This window comes from Alteromonas marina, from assembly GCF_000808575.1.
In the GTDB taxonomy this organism is placed as follows: Bacteria; Pseudomonadota; Gammaproteobacteria; order Enterobacterales; family Alteromonadaceae; genus Alteromonas; species Alteromonas marina_A.
Genome location: NZ_JWLW01000067.1, coordinates 76,104 through 101,621 on the forward strand (window position 1 = coordinate 76,104; position 25,518 = coordinate 101,621).

Consider the following 25,518-nt stretch of genomic DNA (forward strand, 5'->3'; position numbering starts at 1 on the left):
CATTAGCCCTCTGAAGCTTCTTTCGCTGAAAATGCTAAAAGTGTGGCGCCACCGTCAACTAATTCACCGGCTTTGAAAAAAAACTCTTCAACTGAACCGTCGTGTGGGGCAATGATGCTGTGCTCCATTTTCATCGCTTCCATGACCAATATAGGCTCGCCTTTTTTGACCTGCACTCCTCTTTCGACCAAATGTGCCACTATGGTTCCGTTCATCGGGGCACTGAAATTAGCATCATTAGCATCGCCACTATCATCACCTAGTGATGCTGAGATTATGCTGAAAGTAGCATGGGTGTCTTTGTTAAAAAGTGTGAACGTATCGTTATTGTTTGAAAACGTGAATGTTGATTTGTAGCCATTAATCGTTGCTTGCAAATTATTGTCTACAAGTTTTCCGTCTACGTTATACGTATTGTCGTCTACAGATAGCTCCCATACATTTTCACTTCCGCTACGCTGATGTTTGACCTCTACATGCACTTCTTCTTCGTTATAAAGCAAAGAGAGGGTTTCTATGTGATTTGCATTAGCCCGCCAAGCACCGGCAGTTGACCACACCGCTGGGGTCTTATTCTTTCCAGAAGCCTTTCTATTTAATAGTGAAAGTAATGCCATTGCGGGAATGTTAGCATGGGTGTCATTGCTAGTTTCTTCGTTAGCGGTAGCGCTAAACAACGAATCGTGGTGTTTTTCCACAAACGTAGTTGTAAGTTCAGCAGCAACGAATGCAGGGTATGTAGCGACACGCTTTAGGAAGTCGATATTTGTGCTTACACCATCAATATAGTAGTCACCCAAAGCACTAATTAGGCGCTTGAGCGCTATCTCGCGGTTCTCTCCCCAAACCACAAGCTTGGCAATCATTGGGTCGTAAAAAACGCTTACCTCATCACCTTCAACAACACCTGTATCAACGCGAACTACGTCATTTTCTTTTGGCGTACGTAAAAGGCACAGTGTGCCGGTAGAAGGTAGAAATTCGTTGTTTGGATCTTCGGCATAAATGCGCGCTTCGAATGCGTGTCCTGTTAACGTGAGTTCACTTTGCTGTTTAGGAAGGGGCTTTCCTTCGGCAATAGTCAATTGCCAGTGAACCAAATCCTCACGGGTGATCATTTCAGTCACAGGATGCTCTACTTGCAAGCGTGTATTCATTTCCATGAAGTAAAATGAATCGTCTTCATCAAGCAAAAACTCAACAGTTCCTGCACCTACGTAATTGATGGCTTTCGCCGCAAGTATTGCCGCTTCACCCATTTTTTCCCTTACTGTCTGAGACATATTGGGGGCAGGGGCTTCTTCAATAATCTTTTGGTGTCGGCGTTGAACCGAACAATCACGTTCAAAAAGGTATACGCCGTTGCCGTGGGTGTCACAGAAAACTTGAATTTCAACGTGACGAGGACGCGTCAAGTACTTTTCAACCAGCATGTGGTCGTCACCAAAGCTCGCCATAGATTCACGTTTGGCTGCGTTTAATGCTTGAGAAAACTCTTTTTCACTCCACACTTGGCGCATGCCTTTACCGCCACCGCCAGCAGCGGCTTTTAGTAGAACAGGATAGCCCATTTCATCGGCAGCGCCTTTTAACACCGCTTCACTTTGATCGTCACCGTGATAGCCCGGCACCAGAGGAACTCCTGCTTTTTCCATAATGTGTTTGGCTGCAGATTTAGATCCCATCGCTTCAATTGCAGATGCTGGTGGGCCCACAAAGATAATATTGTTTTTGGCGCATAGATTCGCAAACTCAGCATTTTCCGAGAGAAAGCCGTAGCCTGGATGGATAGCGTCTACACCAAGCTGCTTTGCTTTCTCAATGATCAACTCGCCTCGTAAATAACTTTCCTTCGATGGAGATGGCCCTAAATAGACAGCTTCATCAGCCATTTGTACATGAAGGGCATTTTTGTCGGCGTCAGAGTAGACGGCTACTGTTTTTATACCTTGAGCGTTGGCTGTCTTTATAACGCGGCAAGCAATTTCACCACGGTTTGCAATTAGTAATTTATTTATCATTCTTAACCTCCACCCATGAAGCACTGCGCTTTTCTAAAAAGGCTGACAGGCCTTCTTGACCTTCTTCAGATGTCCTAACTTGTGCGATAAGTTTGCTCGTCTTTGAGAGAAGCGCATCGTTAATTTCTTGCGTAGACACCCATTGCGCTAAGTCTTTTGCTTTCGCCACTGCTTGGGGGCCGTTTTTCAGTATGTTAGATAAAATGGCGTCAATAGTGCTATCGAGTTCGTCTTCTGTTACTGATTCGCTTAAAAGTCCAAGTCGTCTTGCTCTACGCGCAGAAAATACTTCAGCGGTCTGGAAGTAGCGTCGGCATACTCGTGCGCCCATTGCTTCTACCACATAAGGGCTGATAGTTGCTGGAATAAGGCCAATTTTAACTTCACTTAAGCAAAATTTACTGAGCTTGCTTCCAATAGCAATATCGCAACATGCAATTAAACCAACAGCACCGCCAAAAGCTGCGCCTTGTACTCTTGCTATTGTGGGCTTCGGCATTTTATAAAGCGTCTGCAGCATAGTTGCTAATGCAAGTGCGTCACTTTCATTTTGCGCTTCGGTATAACTGGCCATTTTTTTCATCCAGTTAAGATCGGCCCCTGCACTGAAACTTTTGCCTTCCGCTCGTAAAATAAGTGCGCGAACGTTTGCGTCTTCACCCGCTTTTTTAAAAACGCGAGTAAGCTCGTTTATCATTTCGTCGTCAAAGGCATTATGTTTTTCAGCTCTGTTTAAAGTAACAGTGGCAATGTTTCTTTCATCTACGCTGTAAATAACTGATTGTTCCATTACCCGCACTCCTACATTCTAAATATGCCAAATTGGGTGTCTTCGATAGGCTTGTTTAGTGCTGCTGAAAGCGATAGGCCAAGCACTAATCGCGTATCCGCAGGGTCGATAACTCCATCATCCCATAACCTTGCAGATGCATAGTATGGATGTCCTTGTTTTTCGTAAGTGTCGATGACAGGTTGTTTAAATGCCTTTTCTTCTTCTTCCGACCATGATTCGCCTGAGCGCTCTTTTTGGTCGCGCTTAACCTGAGCGAGAACGCCTGCAGCTTGTTCACCACCCATTACAGAGATTCGAGCGTTTGGCCACATGAAAAGGAAACGTGGGTCATAGGCTCTGCCGCACATGCCGTAGTTGCCTGCACCGAAACTGCCGCCGATAAGGACAGTGAGCTTTGGCACATTCGCACATGCAACGGCGGTTACCATTTTTGCGCCGTGTTTTGCGATACCGCCGTGCTCGTATTGCTTACCGACCATAAAGCCTGTGATGTTTTGCAAAAACACGAGAGGGATTTTTCGCATGGCGCATAGTTCGACAAAATGAGCACCTTTAAGCGCGCTTTCACCGAACAGTATGCCGTTGTTAGCCACAATGCCTACGGGGAAACCGAAAATGCGCGCAAAACCACAAACCAAGGTTGTGCCGTAAAGCGGTTTGAACTCATCAAAGTCTGAGTCATCCACAACACGCGCAATGATTTCTCTTACATCGTATGTATGACGACTATCAGCAGGCACAATGCCGTAAATTTCTTTGGTGTCGTAGCGTGGAGGTTTTACCTCGGCCACATCTAGGCATTCTGGCTTCTTTCGGTTTAGTCTGGAGACAGCATTACGCGCTAATGAGAGTGCGTGGTGGTCGTTGTTGGCGAGATGGTCGGCAACGCCCGAAATTCGAGTATGAACGTCACCACCGCCAAGCTCTTCTGCGGTAACAACTTCACCTGTTGCAGCTTTAACAAGCGGTGGGCCGCCCAGAAAAATAGTCGCTTGTTCTTTAACGATAATGCTTTCATCAGCCATGGCGGGAACATAAGCACCACCAGCTGTACAGGAACCCATTACTACCGCAATTTGAGGAATATTCTTAGCGGACATATTTGCTTGATTGAAGAATATACGGCCAAAGTGCTCTCTGTCTGGGAATACGTCATCTTGACGGGGCAAGTTAGCACCACCTGAATCTACTAGATAGATACAAGGTAGGTTATTTTGTTCTGCAATTGTTTGCGCTCTAAGGTGCTTTTTCACAGTAAGGGGGTAGTACGTCCCGCCTTTCACAGTGGCATCATTAGCTACAATCATACACTCGATGCCAGCAACAATACCTATACCGGCAACTACCCCAGCACAAGGTACATAGTCTTCATACACTTCCCACGCTGCCAGTTGGCCTATTTCTAGAAAAGGCGTGTCTGGGTCAATCAGTGCGTTGATTCGGTCGCGTGGTAGAAGTTTTCCTCGAGACACGTGGCGCTCAGCCGCTTTTTCACCGCCACCTTGGCAAATTTGTTCGATTTTTTCGAGGAGATCATTTACCTGAGCCTGCATGTGTTCAGCATTTGCGATAAATGTTTCAGATTTCGTATTTATACTTGAGCGAAGAACGGGCATAACCCCTCCTTGAGTTGGGCCTATGCGACAGCGGTCGCGTTAGCCACTAGTTAGCAAGATGATTAGCAAGACACCCATGCTAAGCGCTTTCGCTGCGGTGGGTGTCCTTGCAATTCATTAGCCTATTAATAAAGTTCAGCGTTTCTAAATCTACTTTAAATAGAGTAGGGTGGGTGTCTTCCTAATTTCAATGACACAGGGAATGCCTAAGCTTTCCCTGTTTCAAACGAAGTTTGTTTCCACCCAGAACTCCGTGTTATTTCGATTCGTTAAATAGCTCGCGGCCTATAAGCATTCGGCGAATTTCAGACGTTCCTGCGCCAATTTCATAAAGCTTGGCATCACGTAATAATCGGCCTGTCGGATATTCGTTGATGTAGCCATTACCACCAAGTAGCTGAATGGCGTCTAATGCCATTTTGGTTGCTAGTTCCGCTGAATAAAGGATAGCGCCAGCAGCATCTTTTCGCGTTGTTTCACCGCGATCGCATGACTGTGCAACGGTGTAAACATACGCGCGTGCGGCATTCATTTGTGTATACATGTCAGCTACTTTACCTTGTACTAGCTGAAATTGACCAATTGATTGGCCAAACTGCTGACGGTCGTGAATGTAAGGAACTACGATGTCCATGCACGACTGCATAATGCCTAGCGGGCCACCTGACAAAACAAGGCGCTCGTAATCTAGGCCGCTCATAAGTACGCGAACGCCTTCGCCTTCTTTGCCAAGAATGTTCTCAGCTGGTACTTCGCAATCTTCGAATACTAATTCACAGGTATTAGAAGAGCGCATACCAAGTTTGTCGAGTTTTTGTGCGCGGCTAAAGCCTGGGAAATCGCGCTCTACGATAAACGCTGTGATCCCTCTTGGCCCTGCGTTAGGGTCGGTCTTTGCGTAGATAACAAAAGTATGTGCATCAGGACCGTTTGTGATCCACATCTTGTTGCCGTTAAGGATGTATTTGTCGCCGCGTTTTTCAGCCTTCAATTTCATGCTAACAACGTCCGAACCTGCATTCGGTTCACTCATTGCCAGTGCACCAATATGCTCACCGCTTACTAACTTAGGTAGGTACTTTTCACGTTGGGCATCATTACCGTTTTTAAAAATCTGGTTAACACAAAGATTCGAATGTGCGCCATAGCTCAAACCGATACCACCTGACGCGCGGCTAACTTCTTCCATTGCGATGGTATGCGCAAGGTAGCCCATATCAGAGCCACCATACTGCTCTGAAACAGTAACGCCCAAAAGGCCCATATCGCCAAGTTTTGCCCACAATTGGTTTGGGAATTGGTTGTCTGCGTCTGCTTGTTCAGCAAGAGGAGCAATCTCATTCTGTGCAAATTGATAGACCTGATCGCGTAACATCTCGATGTCTTCGCCAAGTCCAAAATTTAAAGTAGGGTAGGAGGTGTTCATGCGATATTTCCTCGTTTGAGTTCTGCGAGTTCTTCACGGCAACGTGCTTCAACATCATCCAGTTCAGTCATTAACATCTGGATATCTTCTAACTGCTGTTTAAGCACCGCTCTTTTCTGTTCAGTCATTTCAAGCATGGCTTCTAACTGAATAGCCGAATTGGGGTTGGTGTCGTACATGTCGAACAGTGTTTTGACTTCAGCAAGGGAAAATCCTAGTCGTTTTCCTCGCAAGATCAGCTTTAAGCGCACTCTATCTTTGTTCAGATAAACGCGATTTTGTCCCGTTCTTGAAGGTGACATTAGGCCTTGTTCTTCGTAAAAACGAATTGAACGAGGAGTAATGTCAAACTCTCGAGCGAGTTCGCCTATTGCATATGTTGTTTCGTCGTCGTACTTGCTCATTACACGTACCTTGTATTTCAGCGCTGTTTAACACCCTTGTTTTAACGTGGGTGTCTTTGTAATTAAATTCTCTGTATTAGGTTGGGTGTCATTGCAATAGCACTATCGTTTTAAGGTAGATGGTTTTATATACCGCTATATTAAAACGTAGTGTTTGGTTGACACATACTTAGTACAGGTTTACGTTAACGTTAATTACATTTTACGTTAAGGTAAAGTAACATTTTGCTAACGTCAATTTTTCATGGTGAAGGTAAAGCGTTGTAGCTGTTAGGGGTGTTTACTTTTGTATACATCTACGTGGTTTTCTTCACTTAACTCTATAATTTAAATGAATTTTAAGGGCACGGTTATGAGTAACGAATCAGTAGTTATTGTCGCGGCTAAGCGCACACCAATGGGTGGTTTCAACGGTAATTTGTCTTCGCTTGCTGCGACCAAACTTGGAGAAGTTGCGATTAAAGCAGCCTGTGAAGAGATGGATGTCTCTGTAATTGATGAAGTCATCATGGGGTGTGTATTACCTGCTGGTCTTGGTCAATCTCCGGCGCGACAAGCGTCACTGGGGGCGGGGCTTCCGCTTAGTGCAGGTGTGACAACTATCAACAAAGTATGTGGGTCGGGCTTAAAAGCGGTAATGATGGCGCACGACTTAATTAAAGCAGGCAGTGCGACAGCAGTCGTGGCAGGCGGAATGGAAAGCATGAGTAATGCGCCATACATGTTGCCTAAAGCTAGAACGGGATATCGTATGGGCCATGGTCAAGTACTTGATCATATGATGCTAGACGGTCTGGAAAATGCCTATGACGGCAAAGCAATGGGCTGCTTCGCGCAGGATACTGCTGATGAAGAAAATATTTCTCGCGGTGAAATGGATGAGTTTGCACTAAGCTCGCTTTCGAAGGCACATGAAGCAATAAACAGCGGAACTTTCGTCGATGAAATAGTACCTGTTACAGTTTCTTCTCGTAAGGGCGATACTGTTGTTGATACCGATGAAGGCCCAGGTTCCGCTCGCCCAGAAAAAATTCCAACACTAAGACCGGCTTTCAAAAAAGACGGTACGGTCACGGCTGCTAACTCAAGCTCAATCTCTGACGGTGCAGCGGCACTGGTTGTAATGAGCGAAAGCAAAGCAAATGAACTTGGTCTAGCACCGCTTGCGCGCGTGGTTGCTCACGCTACAAATTCTATTGAACCTGAAAACTTCACCGTTGCGCCTGTTGGCGCTATGGAAAAAGTGCTGGATAAAGCAGGTTGGACGAAAGAAGAAGTCGATCTTTTCGAAATTAACGAAGCATTTGCCATGGTAACCATGTTGGCAGTCAAGAAGCTTGGACTAGATGAAAGTAAAGTAAACGTTAAAGGCGGCGCTTGTGCATTGGGTCACCCAATTGGAGCCTCTGGTGCACGCATTTTGGTAACACTAGTTCACGCGCTTAAGCAACGCGGTGGTCGCAAAGGTATCGCATCTTTATGTATTGGTGGTGGTGAAGGCGTAGCGCTTGCAATTGAAATGCTATAGGCTGAAACGAGCGTAAATATGTCAAAAAATTAATCATGGAGTACCATCACATCGCTGGTACTCTGTGGTTCAATAAAAATAAAATCGACAAATATGAAATTCCCTCTCAACCCAGTCCGTACAGCCATTTTAACGGTGCTCATTATTTTTGCACCTGTAACTTATACTCACGCGATGCCAATACAGAAAGTGGATATCAATTTAAGTTACAAAGACACCCACATCAATAAACTGAGCTCTAGTTCGAATGACACTCATTCAGACTCAACGCCGATTACTCACGCTAACGTCGCTGCTTCTTCTGCGATGGATGTCTCTCAAACAAGCTTAAATTACAAAGACACCCACATTAATCAACGGAAGTCGCCCTTGAATGTTTCTTCGAATGACACCCACGCCAATATCCATCCAAACCCAGACTCGAATGCAAACTCGCACTTCCTGACTCAGGTTCCATATTCTGCCTTGGGTGTCTTGCCAATGAGGGAGCATGATTCTCAGTTCAGTTATGGCGAAGACCCGCTTCAGACAGTGTATGTGTGGCATGGCCGCAATGGTGTTCAGAGTAGGGTTGCTGGGGACGCCATAATTTTTGTGCATGGTGGATGCTGGCTAAACGCATACGGATACGACCATGCTAAAGGATTTTATAACGCGTTGGCGGAATTAGGGATGGGTGTCTTCGCAATAGAATATCGGCGTGTTGGCGATGAGGGTGGTGGCTGGCCTGGTAGCTTGAATGATGTAACAAAAGCAGTGAAAGCATCGCTAGAAAAAATAGTTACGGCAGATGATTACCGCAATATTTTTGTGGTAGGTCACTCAGCAGGTGGCCATCTTGCCTTGCTTGCTGCACAGCAACTTTCGCGCAGTGATTTAGGCAAAAACATCAAGCAGGTGATAGGGCTTGCCGCTATCACAAATGTGCAAAGTTATGCACTTGGAGAAAATAGCTGTCAGACCGCTACGCCTCAATTTATGCAGGGCTTACCCTCTGAAAAGGAACACGAGTACCAACTGGCCACGCCAGTAGCTACTGATATTCAACCTTCCGTTACTTTACTGCAAGGTAACGAAGATAGCATTGTTCCCGAACACCACGCTACAATGTCCGGCGCAAAAAATAGAATAATAACAAACGGTGGGCATTTCGACTGGCTCCACCCCGACTCATCATCCTTTGATGCTTTACTTGAGGTTTTAGGTGAACATGATAAATAAGGTTTTTACTGCCAAGCAACTTGATGAAAAAGATCCACTTTCTTGTAAAGCGGACGCCTTTTTACTGCCAAAAAATACAATCTATCTTGACGGTAATTCACTAGGACCATTGCCAAAAAACGCAGAAAAGCGGGCAAGTGAGGTGGTCAAAATGCAGTGGGGTGAAAGTCTTATTACAAGCTGGAATAAACATCAGTGGATATCATTACCGCAACAGGTGGGTGACAAAATAGGTACGCTCGTCGGTGCGAAACAAGGGCAAGTGATATGTTGCGACTCGATTTCGATTAACCTTTTCAAGGTACTTAGCGCTGCATTGAAAATGCATCCCGAAAGAAAAGTGATCGCGACAACAAGGGATAATTTCCCCACCGATATTTATATGGTGCAAGGTTTGCTGGATTTATTGGGCGATGATTACAGTATTCGATATGTGGATGAAAGTAATATTAGCGCGCAGCTGACCGACGACATTGCGGTACTTATGTTAACTCAAGTCAATTTTAGAAGTGGCTTTAAGCTTGATATGAAAGCTATTACTGAGCAAGCGCAAAGTAAGGGAATTCTGACGCTTTGGGATTTGGCCCATAGTGCTGGGGCATTTCCTGTGTACCTAGATGACTGTAATGTAGACTTTGCTGTAGGTTGCACCTATAAGTACTTAAATGGCGGCCCTGGTGCGCCAGCTTTCGTTTATGTTGCTCGTCGCCATCAGGCTAGGTACAAACAGCCGTTATCTGGTTGGATGGGGCACAACTCGCCATTTTCTTTTTCTCCCGATTACACCCCCGATACCTCTGTTAAACAAAACCTGTGCGGAACGCCGGGTATTATCGGAATGAGCATCTTAGATGCAGCACTTGATGTGTTCGATGATGTGTCACTGAAGGCTATCGACGAAAAGTCGAAAAAATTACAGGCATTTTTCATAGTTGAGGCTAAAAGGGCGAGTCTTCTAGAGGAACTCAAAGTTGTAAGCCCGCCGCTGGATAACAGAGGAAGCCAAATTGCCTTTGCACATGAGGATGCCTATGCCATTTGCCAAGCATGGATTGCACAAGGTGTTATTGCCGATTTTCGTGCACCTAATATTCTTCGCATTGGCTTTGCGCCGTTGTATTTGAGTTTTGCTGATATTGAAAAAGCCGTTATGTCACTGGCAGCAATTATAAAAGAAAAACGATATGATCAGGCTATATTCAAGCAGCGACAGAGTGTTACATAGTCAAAGAATGATGTAATAAGCGAATTTATTGCATTTTTTGAATTTACCCTTAATACTCCGCGGTTGATTTGTTGTTGATCTATTTAAAATTTTTGGGTGTGCAGTTGAAAAAAATAAGAAAAAACCTGCTCAGCACAGTGCTGTTACTGGTAACCACTTTCTTTAGTACGCTTTCACAGTCGGAATCCCAGCAACCATCAGCCTCTCAAAAAGCAAGTGAAGTAACCTATTGTATCGACCCTAACTGGGCGCCTTATGAAGCGATTAGAAATGGCATTCACGTTGGTATTTCAGCCCAATATATGCAGCTTATCGCTGAACTTGCTGACCTTAAGTTTAAGCTCGTCCCAACACAAAGCTGGCAGGAAAGCTTAGAATTTGTTCAACAAGGCAAATGCCAAGTTATTCCTATGTTGAACACGTCCGACTACCGCAAGCAGTTTTTAGATTTCAGTATGCCGTATTTTGAAGCGCCCAACGTGCTTGTTGCCCGTGCAGGTATGCCAATGTTACAAGGTTATTCCGGCATTGGTAACCGCACAGTTGGGATAGTGCAGGGATATCGTCAGGTCGAGTATATTTCGCGCTATTATCCTGGTCTGCGACTAAAGCTCATCCCTTCTGAAGAAGAGGGGTTAAAGCAACTAGCAAACGGTGAATTTGATGTGATGGTAGGCTCTTTAATGAGCGTGAATATGCACATTAACAATCTTGAACTCGAAGATTTGGACATCGTAGGTTACGCAGAGCCTTTTGACTCTCTAGCATTCGGTATCAACAAGTCTTACAGCTACTTGGTAGACAAATTAAACACCGCAATAGAACGCATTCCAGAGACGCGAAAAGTAGAAATTTATAAACAATGGAATAATGTGCAAATTCGATACAGCCGCAATTATACTGTCATGATACTGAGCTCTATCATTGTATTGATGGGGCTGCTTTGGCTTATTTCGAGAAACCGTCATGTTGGTGGGTACAAGCGCATAATTCAGCAAAAGAATGAGGAGATAAGCGCGCTCCAAGCTAATTTGCTGGAAAAAAACAAAACATTAGGTTTTCTTTCGGCACACGACAATGTTACAGGGTTGTACAATCGCAATCATATGATCCAACGTGCGGAAGAAGAGATTTCACGTTTCCATCGTTTCCATACTACTGCAACCTTAATCGCTATCGATTTAACGCCTGTTGATGAAGGTTTATATAAGCACGATCCGTCTATTCGAGAAGAAGCGTTAAAAGCGGTAGCCCACAACTGCCTTAATACGGTACGAGAGGTAGACGTTGTATCTCGATTCAATGGGGAGCAGTTTGTGGTGCTTTGCCCTCAGACCCAATTAGATTCAGCAAAAATCCTCGCAGACAGGCTACTTGAATGCCTAATTGCGCACTTCCTTTTAGGGGATAAATTCAATGTTGCTATTGGTATGTCTGAATTGCGAGACGCAGAAGAGTTTCCCGATTGGCTGGAGCGCACCATTAAAGCCGTATATCAATCTAAGCGACAAGGCTATGGTAACGTGAGCATTGCTCAGTAGAGAATAAGAATTAAACGACTTGATTAAAATCGAAAGGAGCTCAGCTTTAAAAGGTTCAATTAAAGCTGAGCGCTAACTAAATGATTGGCTCATAATGCCACTGGTGAGAGTCGTAATGAATTTTAGCGCGGTCATACTCCCTTTCAGAACGCCAGTTTCTGTTATTTAACTTGGCAGAAACACCAGGGTAGAGCCTTTTATTAGCAATAAGCTTGATATCTGCTTGATAGTGCTCTTTCGCTGCTTTTACATCATTTGCTTTGTTTTCTAACCACTCAAGTAATGCACTTTCGTTGTTAAAAAGCTCAAGGGCTTCAGCGGCTTTACGCTGCAGCTCTTTAGGTATTTTTTTGGCTTGAATTAAATCAATTTTCTCTTTGTGTTTTAAGTTGTTTTCGCGAATTTGTCTTAATAGTTCGTCAAGCGAGTCTTTTCGCTCTAACAACTGATTAAAACCAGGGCTGAAATCAACTTTTAAAGTACTGCCGGAGACGGCGCCTAGGGTTCCCGCTTCAATACGGTCTTGGCTTATAATGTCACAAGCAAACAGATTCCCCATAGGCTTATCAATTTGCCCCACAATTACTGCTCCGCCGCAGCGCAGGCGGCTGTAGGCAAGTTGTCTTCCGACAGTAATATCACCAGAGCACTGGATATCGATACCTTGCCCATGCTGAACGTGAATACTTCCCGCTGCCACTAATCTGCACTGAAAATCACCTTGCTTATCATTCACCTTTCCCATGGCGCCTTCAGTGATAATGATATCGCCACCAGATTCAATATAAGCCGATTCAACAAAGCCGTTTATTGTGACATCACCCGCTGCTTTGATTTGCATTTTTTCGGTAACATCGCCATTGACTAATACAGCACCTTCATAGTTTATGTGCCCTGTACCAACGTTCACGCCGTTACAGATAAAGGTGTCATCAATATTCATAATTTGATCGCGGTATTTCGGCATTCCTGAAATTGACGACATTAATAGGTTTGCGTCACTGTCAGACACTACCGTTCCTGTCCCCATTTTGAAATCTATCCATTCTCCTTGAACAGCAGGAATAGTGTTTCCTTTCACATCAAAGCCTGTACGGCCCTTTGTCGGCGGTGTACGGCGCAGAACAGGCGTGTTTACCTTCACGCAAATGACTTCGCCTAAGTTACGCATATCAACCCGCTCGCCTTCGTTGGTTTGTGGCCTAAGCACGCGTTCTAGCGCGTTGGGGACAAGTGGAACAAATTTAGAATTTTTGCCATTTCTAGCGGGAAGGCCTTTGGCAATGGTTTCTTCTAAAACTGTACCGGGCGCTGCATTTCTAGCTGCTTTCAGCATTGCTTCTATTTTTTTAGTGCTGACACCGCGAACAACTCTATTTTTAACGGCTAACGACTTTACTGTTGCGAGGGAAGGGAGCTTACCGCCGTATGGCGTGGTAAGCACTAAATTTGCCACCATGCCATTTTCAGGCAAACGAAATTCAACTTCTGCATTTTTTCGTTCGCCTATACGTTCCTGAACCACGGTACCATCACCCGTTTTAAAGTAATGGTTCGCCGTGTCGCAGGCAGATTTGAGCGATTTCTCTGACACATAAAGACGCTTAGTTTCACCGCTTTCTAACTGCTTTCTAACCTCACGCATATCAACCTCTGATGTAAACTCAGAAGGGTTTAGCATAATGTTGATATAGGTTCTTGATTTATCGAAGCTTATTGTTACGCCGTTCATGACATCTTATTCCCTTGCGCACGTGTATTGTTCTTATCGGCGGAAGTTACCAATTCCTTGACTAGGTTTTATCCTTTACCGCCTTTGTCCAAGCACGTTTAATTTATGATGTTATAAAATCTCCGTCAAAGGTTTTTAGCATATTGATAGAGCGCTCGTAATATAGCCTGCTTGTCAGGATTATCGCTGTGTTCGTGCGCCAAAGACTCAAGCCTCATCATGTAGCTTTCTAAGGTAATCGAGCCACCAAACGCTTGATCTGTTAGCCGTGCTTGGCGGTGATACTGCCATTTAGTCATTTCATCTGCGGTAAGCGTATTTGGAAAGTTTCGTGCCCGATACCTAAACAGCTGTTTGCGCAATCCCTCGTGCTGAGTGTTTTCGCTAAGCGTTGCAAGGTCATCAGGCTTTGCATTGATAACACTTTCGCACCAACGTCTATCCTCGTCATTCAAGAAACCACCACTATATAGAGCATGATCTACATCAGGTTCTGAACTGCTGACTTCTTTGTTGTATACCTCAACAAGCTTAGCTACGAGCTCAGGTTTGCTTGCAAGCGTCTTGTAATTATTAAGGCAATGTTCACGGTCAAGCCCTAATCTGACAGCGTTTTCTTCCGTCATGGCTTTAGCCGTTGTGATGAAAGGCGAGCGATTGATATGGATAAGTTTCAGTCCAGGTCGCTCTTTTGCGTCAGAGTATGTATCTGCTGGCGCATATAGCGCCTGACCAATGTCTTCGGCTGAGTCGTTTATTAAGCTGTCGATATCATGCGACAAATCTATGGCAATGATGGCATTTGAATTGGTAGGATGCTTTGCGATGGGCATCACCCAGGTACAGCAACCCTGTGATGCCGGTAATTTCGACGATATATGCAGAAGTACAGAGGGTTTGCTCAAGTCAATTTGCTGCATTACCGTGTGTTTATTGCGAAGTGAAAGCGCGTACTCAAATAAACGGGGTTGCTTCTCTTTTATCAATTTGGCAAGTGATATAGTTGCGTAAACATCGCTTAGCGCGTCGTGCGCGTTTTCGTGGCCAATATTATTTGCTTCGGTAAGCGACTCAAGTTTGAAGCTAGGCGTGCCATCTTCTCGCTGCGGCCAATTGATCCCATCAGGTCTTAATGCATAACATGCTCTTGCTACATCAATAATATCCCAACGGCTATTCCCATTGCGCCATTCTCGTGAGTAGGGATCGTAAAAGTTACGGTAAAATAAGTAGCGCGACACTTCGTCATCAAATCGAATACTATTAAACCCTACACTACAGGTATTTGGGGTCGACATTTCTCGGTAAATTCGCGCAGCAAAATCAGCCTCATTCGATCCATCCCTTATCGTTTGCTGAGGTGTTATGCCCGTCACCAAACAGGCTTCTGGATGAGGAAGGTAATCATTGGCAATGGCGCTCATAATATTGATGGACTTGCCCACAACATTTAAATCCATATCCGTTCTTACCGCGGCAAACTGGCAAGGAAGATCTTTTTGTGGGCTTGTGCCAAATGTTTCGAAGTCGTACCACAAAAATGTAGGTGCGTGCATAACCACCTGTGCTTATCAAAAAAATATTGCACGCAGTGTACACCGCAAGAAATTGAATACCAAATGCTGTTGATTTTATATACCAAAGGTTTAAAGCAGAATATATAAATTTGGCTTTTGTGCTGTAAGTGCTCCGACTTTCGGCGCCTTTAGTGATTTTTACTCCGTCAACTTGCGTAACAAGAAAACCCTTACTAGCTTTAAGTTATTTACCTGCGCAGACGGGGAAGAAGTGATTGCTTTTCTTCAAAAATGTAAAAGTAAAGGACGCAAAATCCACAGTATATTAATGGATTGCCAAATGCCAAACATGAATGGCTACCAGGCTACCCGCGCTATTCGTGCGGGGAAAGCAGGGATGATGCATGTAAATGTGCCGATTATTGCAATGACTGCAAACGCTATGCTTGGTGAAAAAGAGAAGTGTTTAGAGGCGGGAATGAACGACTTTGCCACTAAACCCATAATTGCTGATGTACTCATACCCAAAGTGAGGCAGTGGCTAGTTCACCAGGTTACATCACTGGTAAGCACCGATATTATTGGTATCCAAAGCCCGGCTTTAGAAAATGCAAAACAAGGTATCTATGATGAGAACAATCCACCGCTGGTGGATAGCCTACTCAGTGCGATAGATAATGAAGTTAAATAGCGTGTTGATGCAGCCGATGATTTCAATGAAACAGGGAAACATAATATGAGCGACGATGTCCTAGCAAACGCTGAACCCAGTGAGCTTTCAGCTAAACCCGAGAAAGAGCCAAACCAGAGGTTGAACGCTTTAAGTGATGAATACTGGCAAAAAGACGATGCTATCGAACGTATTATGGGGGACAAGGCACTTTTTACTCGCGTGTGTGACCTTTATTCACAAAACGCCCCAGAGAAATTTAAGCTTTTGGAAAAGGCAGTTGAAGGGCAAGATTTTACGCAAGTGCAAGTTTTGTCGCTTAAACTTAAAGGCATGTCAGCTGATATTGGCGCTGTGCAGCTGCAAAAAGAATTCGAAGCCTTATGGGAGTTGTCAAAAGTCGCCGATTGGGTGAAAGTAAAAGCGCAGCTCCCTTCCATTGGCGACGATCTTAATACCTTTTTAGAGCTTCTTGAGGTGGCCTAGCTTGTCTGTCGTTTCTGTGTCATCGTAAGCTATTGTGAATAGGATAATAACGTCCCACGCACTAGCTTCATACATCATTACTTGAAGCGGTATTTTTTATTAAAGGAGTAACCCGTTTGTTTTCATCTCGCTTATCTTGCCAACCAGATAGGATTCACCGCACTCTGTATACCATAAGCACCCTGGCGGTTTCTTTAGCTTTCACAAGTGTTCCAGCATTTGCGGCTGATCTCGAACCGCAAGGAAAACCACCCGTAGCTATCGCTATACATGGCGGTGCAGGCACCATTTTAAAATCATCGATGACGCCAGAGAAAGAAGCGGACTACAAGAAGGTATTAACTCATGCGGTAAAGCATGGTTACACATTGTTACAGGAAGGCGAAAAAGGTGAAGTGGCGGTAGTAGAAACCATCAAAATTCTTGAAAGTTCGCCGTTGTTCAACGCTGGTATTGGTGCGGTGTATACCTTCAACGGTGAGCACGAACTTGACGCGTCGATTATGCATGGCGGCAGCAAAAATGCAGGTGCTGTAGCGGGCGTTAAAACGATAAGAAGCCCAATTGAGGCGGCGTTACTGGTAATGAATGAATCTCCACACGTTATGCTTTCCGGTAAAGGGGCTGAAGACTACGCAAAAGAAAACGGCCTTGAGCAGGTAGACAATAGCGTTTTTGATACTGAGTTTCGCAAGCAGGCCTTAGATAAGGCGAAAGCGCGTATGCAGCAAGCTTCAAATGGTTACGGTTTACAGCGAGGCAATGAACGCTTTGGCACCGTCGGGGCTGTGGTGTTGGATAGTGAAGGTAACATTGTCGCAGGAACATCCACTGGCGGAATGACGGCTAAACGATACGGGCGTATTGGAGATTCCCCCGTAATTGGTGCAGGCACCTATGCCGACAATGAAAGCTGTGCGGTATCGGCCACTGGGCATGGTGAGTATTTTATACGGTACAACGTGGCGGCTGATATTTGTGCCCGAATGAAGTACCAAGGTTTGTCGTTGAACGACGCTGCGAATACCGTGGTGAACGACGTGTTAGTTTACGCTGGTGGTGATGGCGGTGTAATTGCTATTGACGCAAAAGGCAACGTAGCAATGCCATTTAATTCTGCGGGTATGTACCGCGCTAGCATTGATGTAAATGGTAATGTGAAAGTGGCAATCTACAAAGACTAACCACTGAAAAATCTATTTGTTATTTTAATGTTAAATGTGCTGGCTTGTACGCAACGAAAGGTCTAATCTTAAAGTGTGGGGGAAAGTTGCTTTCACATGTGGTTAAAAATAATTGAAGTGCCGTAACGCCAAATAAGTCGCAGTATCGGTCACATTAGGCGCCACGGCTGGAGAATTGAAAATGGAATCGTTGCAAGTCAGTGATTATATGAATACTCACCCAGTGAAGCTTAATGTCGATATGCCCGTTGCGCAGGCTGTCGAAGCGTTGTTAGCCAGTGGGCAAAGTGGTGGTCCGGTACTCGATAGTAAAGGAAAAGTGGTAGGCTTTTTGTCTGAGCAAGACTGTATCGCTCAAATGATTGCGTCAAGCTATTATCGCGAGCAAATCTGTAGGGTAGGGGAAATCATGAAAACGCCGGTGGTGTCGGTGAAACCTTACATGTCAGTAATAGAGCTAGCGCAATTGCTGCTTAAGGAAAAACCACGGGTTTACCCCGTCGTCGATGATGATGGTGTGCTATTAGGCTCAATTAACCGAACGGCTGTGCTACGCGCCATCGACGTTCAATTGAACGATGGCTATCAGAGAGCTGGCTAGCCCATATCAGGTTTGCGCTCCTTTTAATCACTATCAGCGCGCTAATGCGAAATTGGCCATGTGTTAGCGAGCTGCGCCTGCAAGGCGCAGCTCTGTTTCAGCAATAAGTTCGTCACTCAAATCGCTTGCCCTTAGTCTTGAGGTTCTACGAGCTCCCTTATGGCATCTTTAAGCGCTGAACCTGCGACCAGTTTAAAGTTTTGATTTTGGCTTGGCATTACGTTTCGGCCATCTTGTACAACCCAAAGTCCTTCGGTGAAAGCACCGCCAAGGTCGGCATTCGTTGCTTCCAGTCCGTCAGTCTCCGATACCCCGTCAATTTGCTTTGTCCTGTCAGCAGCAATTTCAACTAGCCCCATAAGTGTTAGCGTTTTAGGGCTTTCTTCATGTATGTGATAGATGGCGTAGCTGTTATTGCCCTGACTTGATGCGATGAGGTATTTCTTGTTATCAACGGTAAATAGTGCCAAACCCTCTATATCAGCTTCAACTGGCGGGGTTATTGCTGAAATAAATGTAGGTGTATTATCAGTAGAGCTGATATCTAGCACCCAGATACCTGCGGCCTCTTCTCCGAGGTAAGCTGTATTGGTGTGGGTATCTACCACGCACCCTTCAGGCTGTGATGGAAGAGAAAAGGTCTGACTTAACTTTCCTTCAACGGCTTTGCCTTGGTTGATTGATAATTCATATCGCTCGAAGCGACCACTGGTATCATTTGCAAACACATGAGCTATCCCTTTATTGACAAAAAGACACATTCCGTAAATATCGCTTAGCGTTGTCTTAATCTCACCTAAATGTCTGAGTTTACCGCTAGAGTCTATTTCTAAAACAGACAAGCTGTTATGTGTTCGGTTTGAAGCAACGGCAATATCAGTAAATTCTTCTGCGCTGGCGGTGTTCACATTGGCTACTGCAACGTTATACCCGACATCAACATTATTGACTCTTCCTATCGGCAGGCTTTGAAATTGCTGGCCGGAAAGATCGTAAGTAACCAATGCGCCTTTTTTGTCGGTGCCAATGATGCGACTTTCTGAAGGGCTCTGCGAATTTGCCCAAATAGCAGGGTCATCAGCCGCATCACCAAAGTTTTGTACAGGCTGAGTTTGCGCAGAGGGCAAAACCTTGACCACCTTATGTTGGATATGAATATCCTTGTCGCTTTGAGCGACACCGCCTTTTTTAGCCAGACACCCATCGTTAAAATATACAGCGGCCGAATCAGCCGACAGTGCTGCTGAATAAACCCTGCCCGATGCGTCATCATCTACTACCACAGTAATTCCTGGCCCTTCTTTATTTTCAAAAGTGGCTAAGTGAATAAATTCAGGCTCTATGCTTTCAGCGGTTCCATCTTCGTCGCGCATTAACGTTACGAATTCAGCATGACATTGATTTTGAAGCCATAGGCCGCTTTTATCTGGGCTTACCCAACCAACAAGGCTGCTGTTTGAATTTAGGGTAGTTGAGGGTAAGACGCTCACGCCTTCGACTGGTGTATCTGTTTCATGAAAAATAAGCGTTTTCTCTAACTCACTCTCTATATTGGCGTTAACCTTCCATACCCCGGCGAATTCGTCGGCCAAATAGATGCTTTGCGAAACAAGGTCAACACTGCAACTCTTAATGCCAGGGCCTATGGAAAAGCTGCGTAGCGACAAAAAGCGATCATGGTGCAGTTCATATTGATTGAGAGTGCCCGTTGCATCTACATTGATAATGTGCGGATGTCCTTGCGCGCCCATTGCTGCACATATGGCCTCTGAGCCTTTTGCGGGTTCGCTAAGCTGCTGTTGCACCGCCATGGTGTCAACAGATATGCGATACGCTTCAATTTGTTGCGTGTTGTTGTTAAACACTACCAAAGACACCCATTGCTTGTTCGCCGAGCTAGCTACTTCAGCATGTGCAACAACATAGCTTCCTTTAATAAAATGAGTTTTACCTTGGCTGTTAGTTAGTGAAATGCCTTTATGCTCGTTTATTTGAAGGTCAATAGCATGGGTGTCTTTGTAAGACGCTGTTGGCATGGGTGTCTTTGTAAGCGCTGTAGTTTTTGTGTTGCTAGCATGGGTGTCTTTGTAAGCGTTAGCTTGATCATTGTTTTGGTAATAAAGCGTTTGCTTAAAACCTTCTTTAAGGTGTGTGAGCTTAAGTACAGTGCCTGAAGACTTGCTTTGGGTTTTTGAGTCTGTTTTATCTTGAACTGCACAATTAAAAAGTGTGGCTAGAGCACCGGTAAAAACGACGGCCTTTGCTACTGCGCGGAGCAGCCCTTTTGTTTTTCTGTTATTCATTGTCATTTTTAATCCTGAGTCGTGTTCGGCAAAGATGCTGTGTGGGTGTTATTCATTGTATGTGTATAAATTGTCTTTCCGTTATGGTCGATATAATTAAGGAAGATGTTTTTAGCTGTCATGCTCACACTGACAAAGCCGCCCGTCGATTTTGAGAATTGCGTAAAGTCGTAGTTACCAACAGGGCGCACTTCTGAGCCGCCACCGGATACTACGTGCACCAGATCATCCCCGGGTAATTGGTTGTGTTGAAGGTCGTGCTCGTGCCCAGCAATATAAAGGTTTACGCCATGTTCGTGAAAAATAGGTTCTAACACGTCTTTGATAGCGTCTGTTTTGCCGAAGCGTTTACCACTTGAATAAAGTGGATGATGGCCAATGACAACTTTCCAAGTGTATTGCTCTTTGTCCAGCATAGTATTTATCCAAACAAGCTGCTCAGACGCTCCTTGTGAGTAAGCTTCCTGGTATTTAGCTTCCCCTGCATAGTCGGGGTTTAGCGGCGACGTATCGATAAACAACAAGAGAGCTGAGCTTCCGTCGTCAAGTATTAAGGTTTTGCTGTAATACTGAGCCGGCATTTCCCATCGTCGACTCTTATTGCTGTAATCTATTTGCGCCTGCCAGTTTCCTCGATAGTCATGGTTACCTAGCACAGGGTACCAATCTATGAATAAATGAGGTTGATGGTAAATGTTTTCGTAAGAAGACAGCCAGTAAGGGTCATCAATTGAGGCTACACCGTTGTCGTAGAAGTTATCGCCGGTGGTGGCGATAAATTCTGCATCTAGTTGGTAACTTGCAATATCTAGCCATTTAGCAACGTGTTTTTGATAAAAGTGACCGTTACGGCCCCAATCACCTAACGTTAAAAAAGAAACCGCGTTATCCGGTACCGATAAGCCTTCTATAGTGGTGTGCGCATAATAATTACGTGAGTACTGCTCGTTGGTAGCGGTCGCATTATTAAAAGCGTTAGTTTTTGCCACGGAATGAACTGGGTTTGTTTGCTCTGCCTCTACACACTCTGAAGTAAGGCTGCAAGTGAAACAAAACGCAACCGCAAACAAGGTTGCCAATGTTGGCTTTGTGGTAGGGAGAAATGTGGGTAAAACTTGCATGAAAGACTCTCAAAAGCAGATGGCGCAAGCCCCATGAAAAAAGCTTGCGAACACCTGAACATTAACAACAAATAAAAGTGATTAATTTAGCTGCCAAGTAAAACCTAGCTCAAAGGTACGGCCATACTCCTCGTACTGCGCGTTTTGACTACGTGTATCAAAGTAGTTATAGAAAGGCTCGTCACCTAGGTTAATGCCGTTGAAATACACCTGCATGCTGTCGTTAATGTAATAACGGGCCATGAAATCAATCTGTACATGGTCATCTTCAAATCTCAGCATATCACCGTCAATTTCTTCAAAGTTTTCACTTTTATACGTGGTGGCAAGTCGTACGCTGAAATCATTCGCTTCGTAACCAATGGTTAAGTTACCAATGCGATCAGACTGATTCGGCAATTGGGTTTCGAACGTTTCGCCGTCTAAGAAAGTTGTCGCTTCAGAGTCGGTAAAAGTGGCGTTTGCAGATACAATAAACCCGTTATTAAACGCTTTGACCCAAGAAAGCTCCAAGCCGGTCAAGTCAGCAGAGTCGCCGTTAATTGGCTGAATAACTTCTTCAAAGCCTTCCCACCCAGTGGTACCTGCAACATCTGCATACACAACAAAGTTGTCGATAGTCTTATAGAACAAACCTGCTGAAATTACGCCTATGTCACCAGGGTAGTATTCAATTGACAAATCAACGTTTTGTGCTTCATAAGGCTGAAGTTCTGGGTTGCCGACTTCTGCCTCACGTTCTGTAACGAAAATGCCATCGTCTTCTTCGGTTTTACTTTCGATAATTTGAAACGCAGCCACATCTTCAAATTTTGGACGTGAAATGGTTTGAGTGTAGGCGGCACGAAGCTGTAGTTTGTCAGAAAACGTATATCTGGCGTTTACACTCGGTAGCCAGTAGTCATAATCGCGCTCAGCTTCCCATGGTGTGTTAATCACTTCTTCTACATTGGTTTGTTCGTTTTCAACAAGCTCTACGCGCATGCCTGATGTTGAAAAGTCGGTACGCTCATAGCGAATACCGGCAACCAAGTTAAGCTTTTCAATAGCAACACTGCCCATTACGTAGGCGGCAAAAATATCTTCTTCATTTACATATGTGGCACCGCGAGACTCAACTTCTGAATTAAGGCTGTCTACTTCAAGGCTTGAGCGGTTATCGTTAAAGTAGCTGCGCATTACGCCCCGGTTAAGCCCAGGACCGAAATCATCGAGTGCATACTCTGGGCTAGCAGTACCAAACTGAGAGGCATCTAGCCCGTCAAAGTCGCCATCAAATATCGTGATGCTGCTGTCTCTGTCTTTTTCTCTGCTGCGGTATTTCGAACCGAATTTGAATTCACCAATATAGCCACCTAAATTAACAGGGCGTGCGGCATCAAATTTAAAACTGGTTTCTGTATCTTTGGTGTAGTTATCTTCAAAACTGATTTCATCTACCTCGTAGGTAGATAAGTCCATGGCATCAGCGTTTTGCGATATTGTTGGGCGCATGGAATTTAAATCAGAGTCAATACTGTCGTTTTCTGTTTTAAAGACATAGTACAAAGCGTCTGGTTCGTCTTCATCAGATTTTGCATAACCAAGTTGCCAGTTTGCTTTCCACGTCTCTAATTGGTGCTCACCACCTAGTGCCACAGTAAAGATGCTCTGACTTTCGTAACGATCTTTGCTTTCTCTTTCTATTTCCGAGTCCTCACCGTCAAAAATGAAAATATTGCCTTGACGGTATTCGTCATCAGAAAACTCGCTGTAAAGTGTGCGAAGGAAATACTGGTTGTTGAAGTCGGGGCGAAAATCAATGTTCAGCGCACTACCTAAACGTTCGCGAGTGATTGTGTAGTCACGTTGCTCCAACTCGTCATCACCATTACTTTCAACGTTATCCGAACCAAAGTCTCTGTCAAAGTAAGAGATAGCGCCGGCCACACCCCATTCAGATGAAAGCTTTTTAGTAAAGGTGCCAGACAGCTTTGGGCTGGTTTTATCCACTAAATCATTTTGACTTGCTTGTACAGTAACGCTTGCGGTATCACGGGCTTTATCGAATGCACTTACACTTTTTACCGCCACCGAGCCACCAATGGCATCGCCATCCATATCTGGGGTTACAGATTTCGATACTTCTAATGTTTGAATGAGTTCTGAGGGAATAACGTCAAGTGCAACAGAGCGCACGCCTGACTCCGGCGAAGGGATATTTAGGCCATTGATGGTTACGTTATTAAGGTTTGGGTCGATACCGCGAATTCCCACAAAGCGACCTTCGCCTTGGTCACGTTCTATAGAGAGGCCCGGCAAACGTTGTAGCGATTCCGCAGCATTCTGATCAGGAAATTGGCCAATAGCGTCTGCCGAAACAATAGACGAGATACGGTCAGATACGCGTTGTTGGTTAATGGCGCTTGCCTGTCCGCTTCGTTGGCCGCGCACCAGAATCTCGTCGATGGTATTGCCGCTACCAAATTCGACGGCAGCACGAGCAATACCATTGTCTGTCACGTTAATCGTTTGCGTGACGGTATCTTCACCTAGATAAGAGATTTCTAAGGTATAAGTGCCTTCAGGAATAGAAGGGAAGCGAAACGTACCGTCTCTGCCAGCTTCGGTCACAAGCCCTAGCTCGATAAGTTTGATTTGTGCGCCTGTATAGCTGCGTGCTTTGGCGGCGTCTTTTACTGAACCAATAATGACACCATCAGCCGCTAAAGCAGGCGACGCAACGCTAAGGCCTAACGCCGCTACGCAGGCAAGTGTAAGGGAGGAATACGCGGTTTTAATTTTCATTTATTTTCCAATCAATTAAGCAGTCAATAGGAGTGTGAAGTAAGTGCTAAGTTAATGACTAAGTACCCTAAGAATGCTCCATGACAGTTATATGACGATTTGATGGAGCAAGGGGCTTACTTGCGCAAATTGTCGCTAACTCTCAATTCGGTGAGCTAAATTGACCCTGGCTTAAGGTTATGATTTTAATTGATTTATGTTTCTTTTTTCGCGTTCTTTGAATTGCTTGCCATCAAGATGTCACATTGATGAGCCAAACTGACCCTCGACAGTTTCATCAGATTTGGGCAAGACTCTCGTTTTATGTTAGGCGCTGTAAGCCGCGGACTGGCGCGTGATGTATTCAATATTAGAGATTTCCAAAGAGAGCATTATGTTTACCTTTACAAATTCAACACAATTTAGGCATCACAAGCTTTGGCTGGTATTTACGTTTTGCGTGGTAACGTTGGCGGTTTGCCTGGCTTTTATGTTTGGCAATGCAAAAGAAAGCACCGTGATATCAGGCCTCGATATTGTGGGAGAGGGAAGCATTGCTTTTTTAACTTTGGCGTGGATGCTAGCTGCGCTTGCCAGCCGTCCTCCAGGTAAAGTAACGAGCCTTCTCACGGTAGGACTCGGCTTCTTTCTATTTTCAGTCAGTTTAGATTTCTTGGATGAGTTTTTTCATTATCCTGAAGAGGCTTATTGGCTAAGCATGATTGAGTCTTATCCTGCGGCTGTGGGTATGGTAGTAATGACCGCGGCACTGTATCAGTGGCACCTAGAGCAGCGCGCGTTAAATTTGCAATTACGACGTCGTGAATGGGACGTTCGGGATCACGATGCTATCGATCCTATTACTCAACTTTACCGTGCAGAGTATTGGAAAGCACAAATAAATAAATTACAGCATTCCGGAAAGTCAGCTGTAATTGCCATCATCGATATCAATAACTTCTCTAAGTTTAATCAAAAGTATGGATACACAGAAGGCGACAGGTATCTGCACGACATTGCACAATTGGTGGTTATGAATTTGCGGCAGCAAGATCTAGCGTGTCGTTACGCTGGTGATAGGTTTGCTATTTTGATGCCAGACGTCTCGCCCATGCAGGCCGATGTCATCCTGAATGATATCAAAGTAAGTATTCAGCACCTTGCTTTTAGACATAGTCTCAATGCCAACGCCATTTATACCACCGCACGCAGTACTCAAGTAACGTTGTTACCTAATCAGCGCCTTGCGACTGTGCTAAACACCATGCTCTTTGAGCTTGAGCGTTCTCATGACAGTGCAGCGTAGGTTGGTCAGATTGGTGAAAGTAGCTTGTGTATGTGCACGAAGAAGCCTGCGCTGAAT

The 25,518-nt window shown here is 44.8% G+C and carries 19 protein-coding genes; 9 read left to right on the top strand and 10 right to left on the bottom strand.

From position 1 onward, the window contains the following. Positions 1-2: 2 nt before the first annotated feature. The 5 genes from RJ41_RS18135 to RJ41_RS18155 form a co-directional block, all read right to left on the bottom strand. Positions 3-2,021, bottom strand: a complete 2,019-nt coding sequence (locus RJ41_RS18135) for an acetyl/propionyl/methylcrotonyl-CoA carboxylase subunit alpha (protein WP_039223850.1) — start codon at positions 2,019-2,021, stop codon at positions 3-5. Then, positions 2,011-2,811 (bottom strand): enoyl-CoA hydratase/isomerase family protein, encoded by an 801-nt coding sequence (locus RJ41_RS18140; RefSeq protein WP_039223853.1) that lies wholly within the window; start codon positions 2,809-2,811, stop codon positions 2,011-2,013. Before RJ41_RS18140 ends, RJ41_RS18135 begins: the two co-directional genes overlap by 11 nt. A gap of 11 nt (positions 2,812-2,822) precedes the next feature. Then, complete coding sequence (locus tag RJ41_RS18145) at positions 2,823-4,430, bottom strand: carboxyl transferase domain-containing protein (protein WP_039223855.1); 1,608 nt, start codon at positions 4,428-4,430, stop codon at positions 2,823-2,825. Positions 4,431-4,686: 256 nt separating this feature from the next. Next, a complete protein-coding gene (locus RJ41_RS18150; RefSeq protein ID WP_014979070.1) occupies positions 4,687-5,856 on the bottom strand; it encodes an isovaleryl-CoA dehydrogenase in 1,170 nt (389 codons plus the stop codon). Further along, complete coding sequence (locus RJ41_RS18155) at positions 5,853-6,260, bottom strand: MerR family transcriptional regulator (protein ID WP_014949161.1); 408 nt, start codon at positions 6,258-6,260, stop codon at positions 5,853-5,855. Before RJ41_RS18155 ends, RJ41_RS18150 begins: the two co-directional genes overlap by 4 nt. A 352-nt stretch (positions 6,261-6,612) precedes the next feature. Here RJ41_RS18155 and RJ41_RS18160 point away from each other — a divergent pair, with 352 nt between their 5' ends. The 4 genes from RJ41_RS18160 to RJ41_RS18175 all read left to right on the top strand — a co-directional run bounded on the left by RJ41_RS18160 (position 6,613) and on the right by RJ41_RS18175 (position 11,775). Further along, complete coding sequence (locus RJ41_RS18160; RefSeq protein WP_039223857.1) at positions 6,613-7,788, top strand: thiolase family protein; 1,176 nt, start codon at positions 6,613-6,615, stop codon at positions 7,786-7,788. A 93-nt stretch (positions 7,789-7,881) separates the two neighbouring features. Next, entirely contained in the window at positions 7,882-9,009 is a 1,128-nt protein-coding gene (locus RJ41_RS18165; RefSeq protein WP_052235517.1) for an alpha/beta hydrolase family protein, read from the top strand. Then, complete coding sequence (kynU, locus tag RJ41_RS18170) at positions 8,999-10,234, top strand: kynureninase (protein ID WP_039223858.1); 1,236 nt, start codon at positions 8,999-9,001, stop codon at positions 10,232-10,234. Before RJ41_RS18165 ends, kynU begins: the two co-directional genes overlap by 11 nt. Before the next feature lie 104 nt (positions 10,235-10,338). Continuing rightward, positions 10,339-11,775, top strand: a complete 1,437-nt coding sequence (locus tag RJ41_RS18175) for a diguanylate cyclase (RefSeq protein WP_240485830.1) — start codon at positions 10,339-10,341, stop codon at positions 11,773-11,775. A gap of 76 nt (positions 11,776-11,851) precedes the next feature. On the opposite strand, the gene RJ41_RS18180 is transcribed toward RJ41_RS18175, so the two are convergent. Together RJ41_RS18180 and sbcB are read right to left on the bottom strand one after the other, a co-directional pair. After that, positions 11,852-13,507 (bottom strand): FapA family protein, encoded by a 1,656-nt coding sequence (locus tag RJ41_RS18180; RefSeq protein WP_039223860.1) that lies wholly within the window; start codon positions 13,505-13,507, stop codon positions 11,852-11,854. Positions 13,508-13,632: 125 nt separating this feature from the next. Next, positions 13,633-15,063, bottom strand: coding sequence for an exodeoxyribonuclease I (gene sbcB / locus RJ41_RS18185; RefSeq protein ID WP_039223863.1), 1,431 nt, complete (start codon positions 15,061-15,063; stop codon positions 13,633-13,635). A gap of 232 nt (positions 15,064-15,295) precedes the next feature. Between sbcB and RJ41_RS19440 the strand changes: the two genes are divergently transcribed. The 4 genes from RJ41_RS19440 to RJ41_RS18205 all read left to right on the top strand — a co-directional run bounded on the left by RJ41_RS19440 (position 15,296) and on the right by RJ41_RS18205 (position 17,965). Next, entirely contained in the window at positions 15,296-15,715 is a 420-nt protein-coding gene (locus RJ41_RS19440; protein ID WP_240485831.1) for a response regulator, read from the top strand. Between the two features lie 45 nt (positions 15,716-15,760). Further along, positions 15,761-16,180 (top strand): Hpt domain-containing protein, encoded by a 420-nt coding sequence (locus RJ41_RS19445; protein WP_039223868.1) that lies wholly within the window; start codon positions 15,761-15,763, stop codon positions 16,178-16,180. Positions 16,181-16,296: 116 nt separating this feature from the next. Beyond that, positions 16,297-17,364: an isoaspartyl peptidase/L-asparaginase family protein gene (locus RJ41_RS18200; protein ID WP_039223871.1), complete on the top strand. Its 1,068-nt coding sequence runs from the start codon at positions 16,297-16,299 to the stop codon at positions 17,362-17,364. A 181-nt stretch (positions 17,365-17,545) separates the two neighbouring features. Continuing rightward, on the top strand, positions 17,546-17,965 hold the full coding sequence (locus tag RJ41_RS18205) for a CBS domain-containing protein (RefSeq protein WP_039223874.1): 420 nt from the start codon (positions 17,546-17,548) through the stop codon (positions 17,963-17,965). 131 nt (positions 17,966-18,096) lie between these two features. On the opposite strand, the gene RJ41_RS18210 is transcribed toward RJ41_RS18205, so the two are convergent. The 3 genes from RJ41_RS18210 to RJ41_RS18220 all read right to left on the bottom strand — a co-directional run bounded on the left by RJ41_RS18210 (position 18,097) and on the right by RJ41_RS18220 (position 24,176). Beyond that, positions 18,097-20,274 carry a phytase gene (locus RJ41_RS18210; RefSeq protein ID WP_084081965.1) on the bottom strand — a complete coding sequence of 726 codons (2,178 nt, stop codon included), beginning with the start codon at positions 20,272-20,274 and terminating at the stop codon, positions 18,097-18,099. A 2-nt stretch (positions 20,275-20,276) separates the two neighbouring features. Beyond that, positions 20,277-21,389: a metallophosphoesterase gene (locus RJ41_RS18215; protein WP_084081967.1), complete on the bottom strand. Its 1,113-nt coding sequence runs from the start codon at positions 21,387-21,389 to the stop codon at positions 20,277-20,279. An 81-nt stretch (positions 21,390-21,470) separates the two neighbouring features. Continuing rightward, positions 21,471-24,176 carry a TonB-dependent receptor gene (locus RJ41_RS18220; RefSeq protein WP_039223878.1) on the bottom strand — a complete coding sequence of 902 codons (2,706 nt, stop codon included), beginning with the start codon at positions 24,174-24,176 and terminating at the stop codon, positions 21,471-21,473. A 373-nt stretch (positions 24,177-24,549) separates the two neighbouring features. Here RJ41_RS18220 and RJ41_RS18225 point away from each other — a divergent pair, with 373 nt between their 5' ends. After that, entirely contained in the window at positions 24,550-25,461 is a 912-nt protein-coding gene (locus RJ41_RS18225) for a diguanylate cyclase domain-containing protein (protein WP_039223881.1), read from the top strand. Positions 25,462-25,518 lie beyond the last annotated feature (57 nt).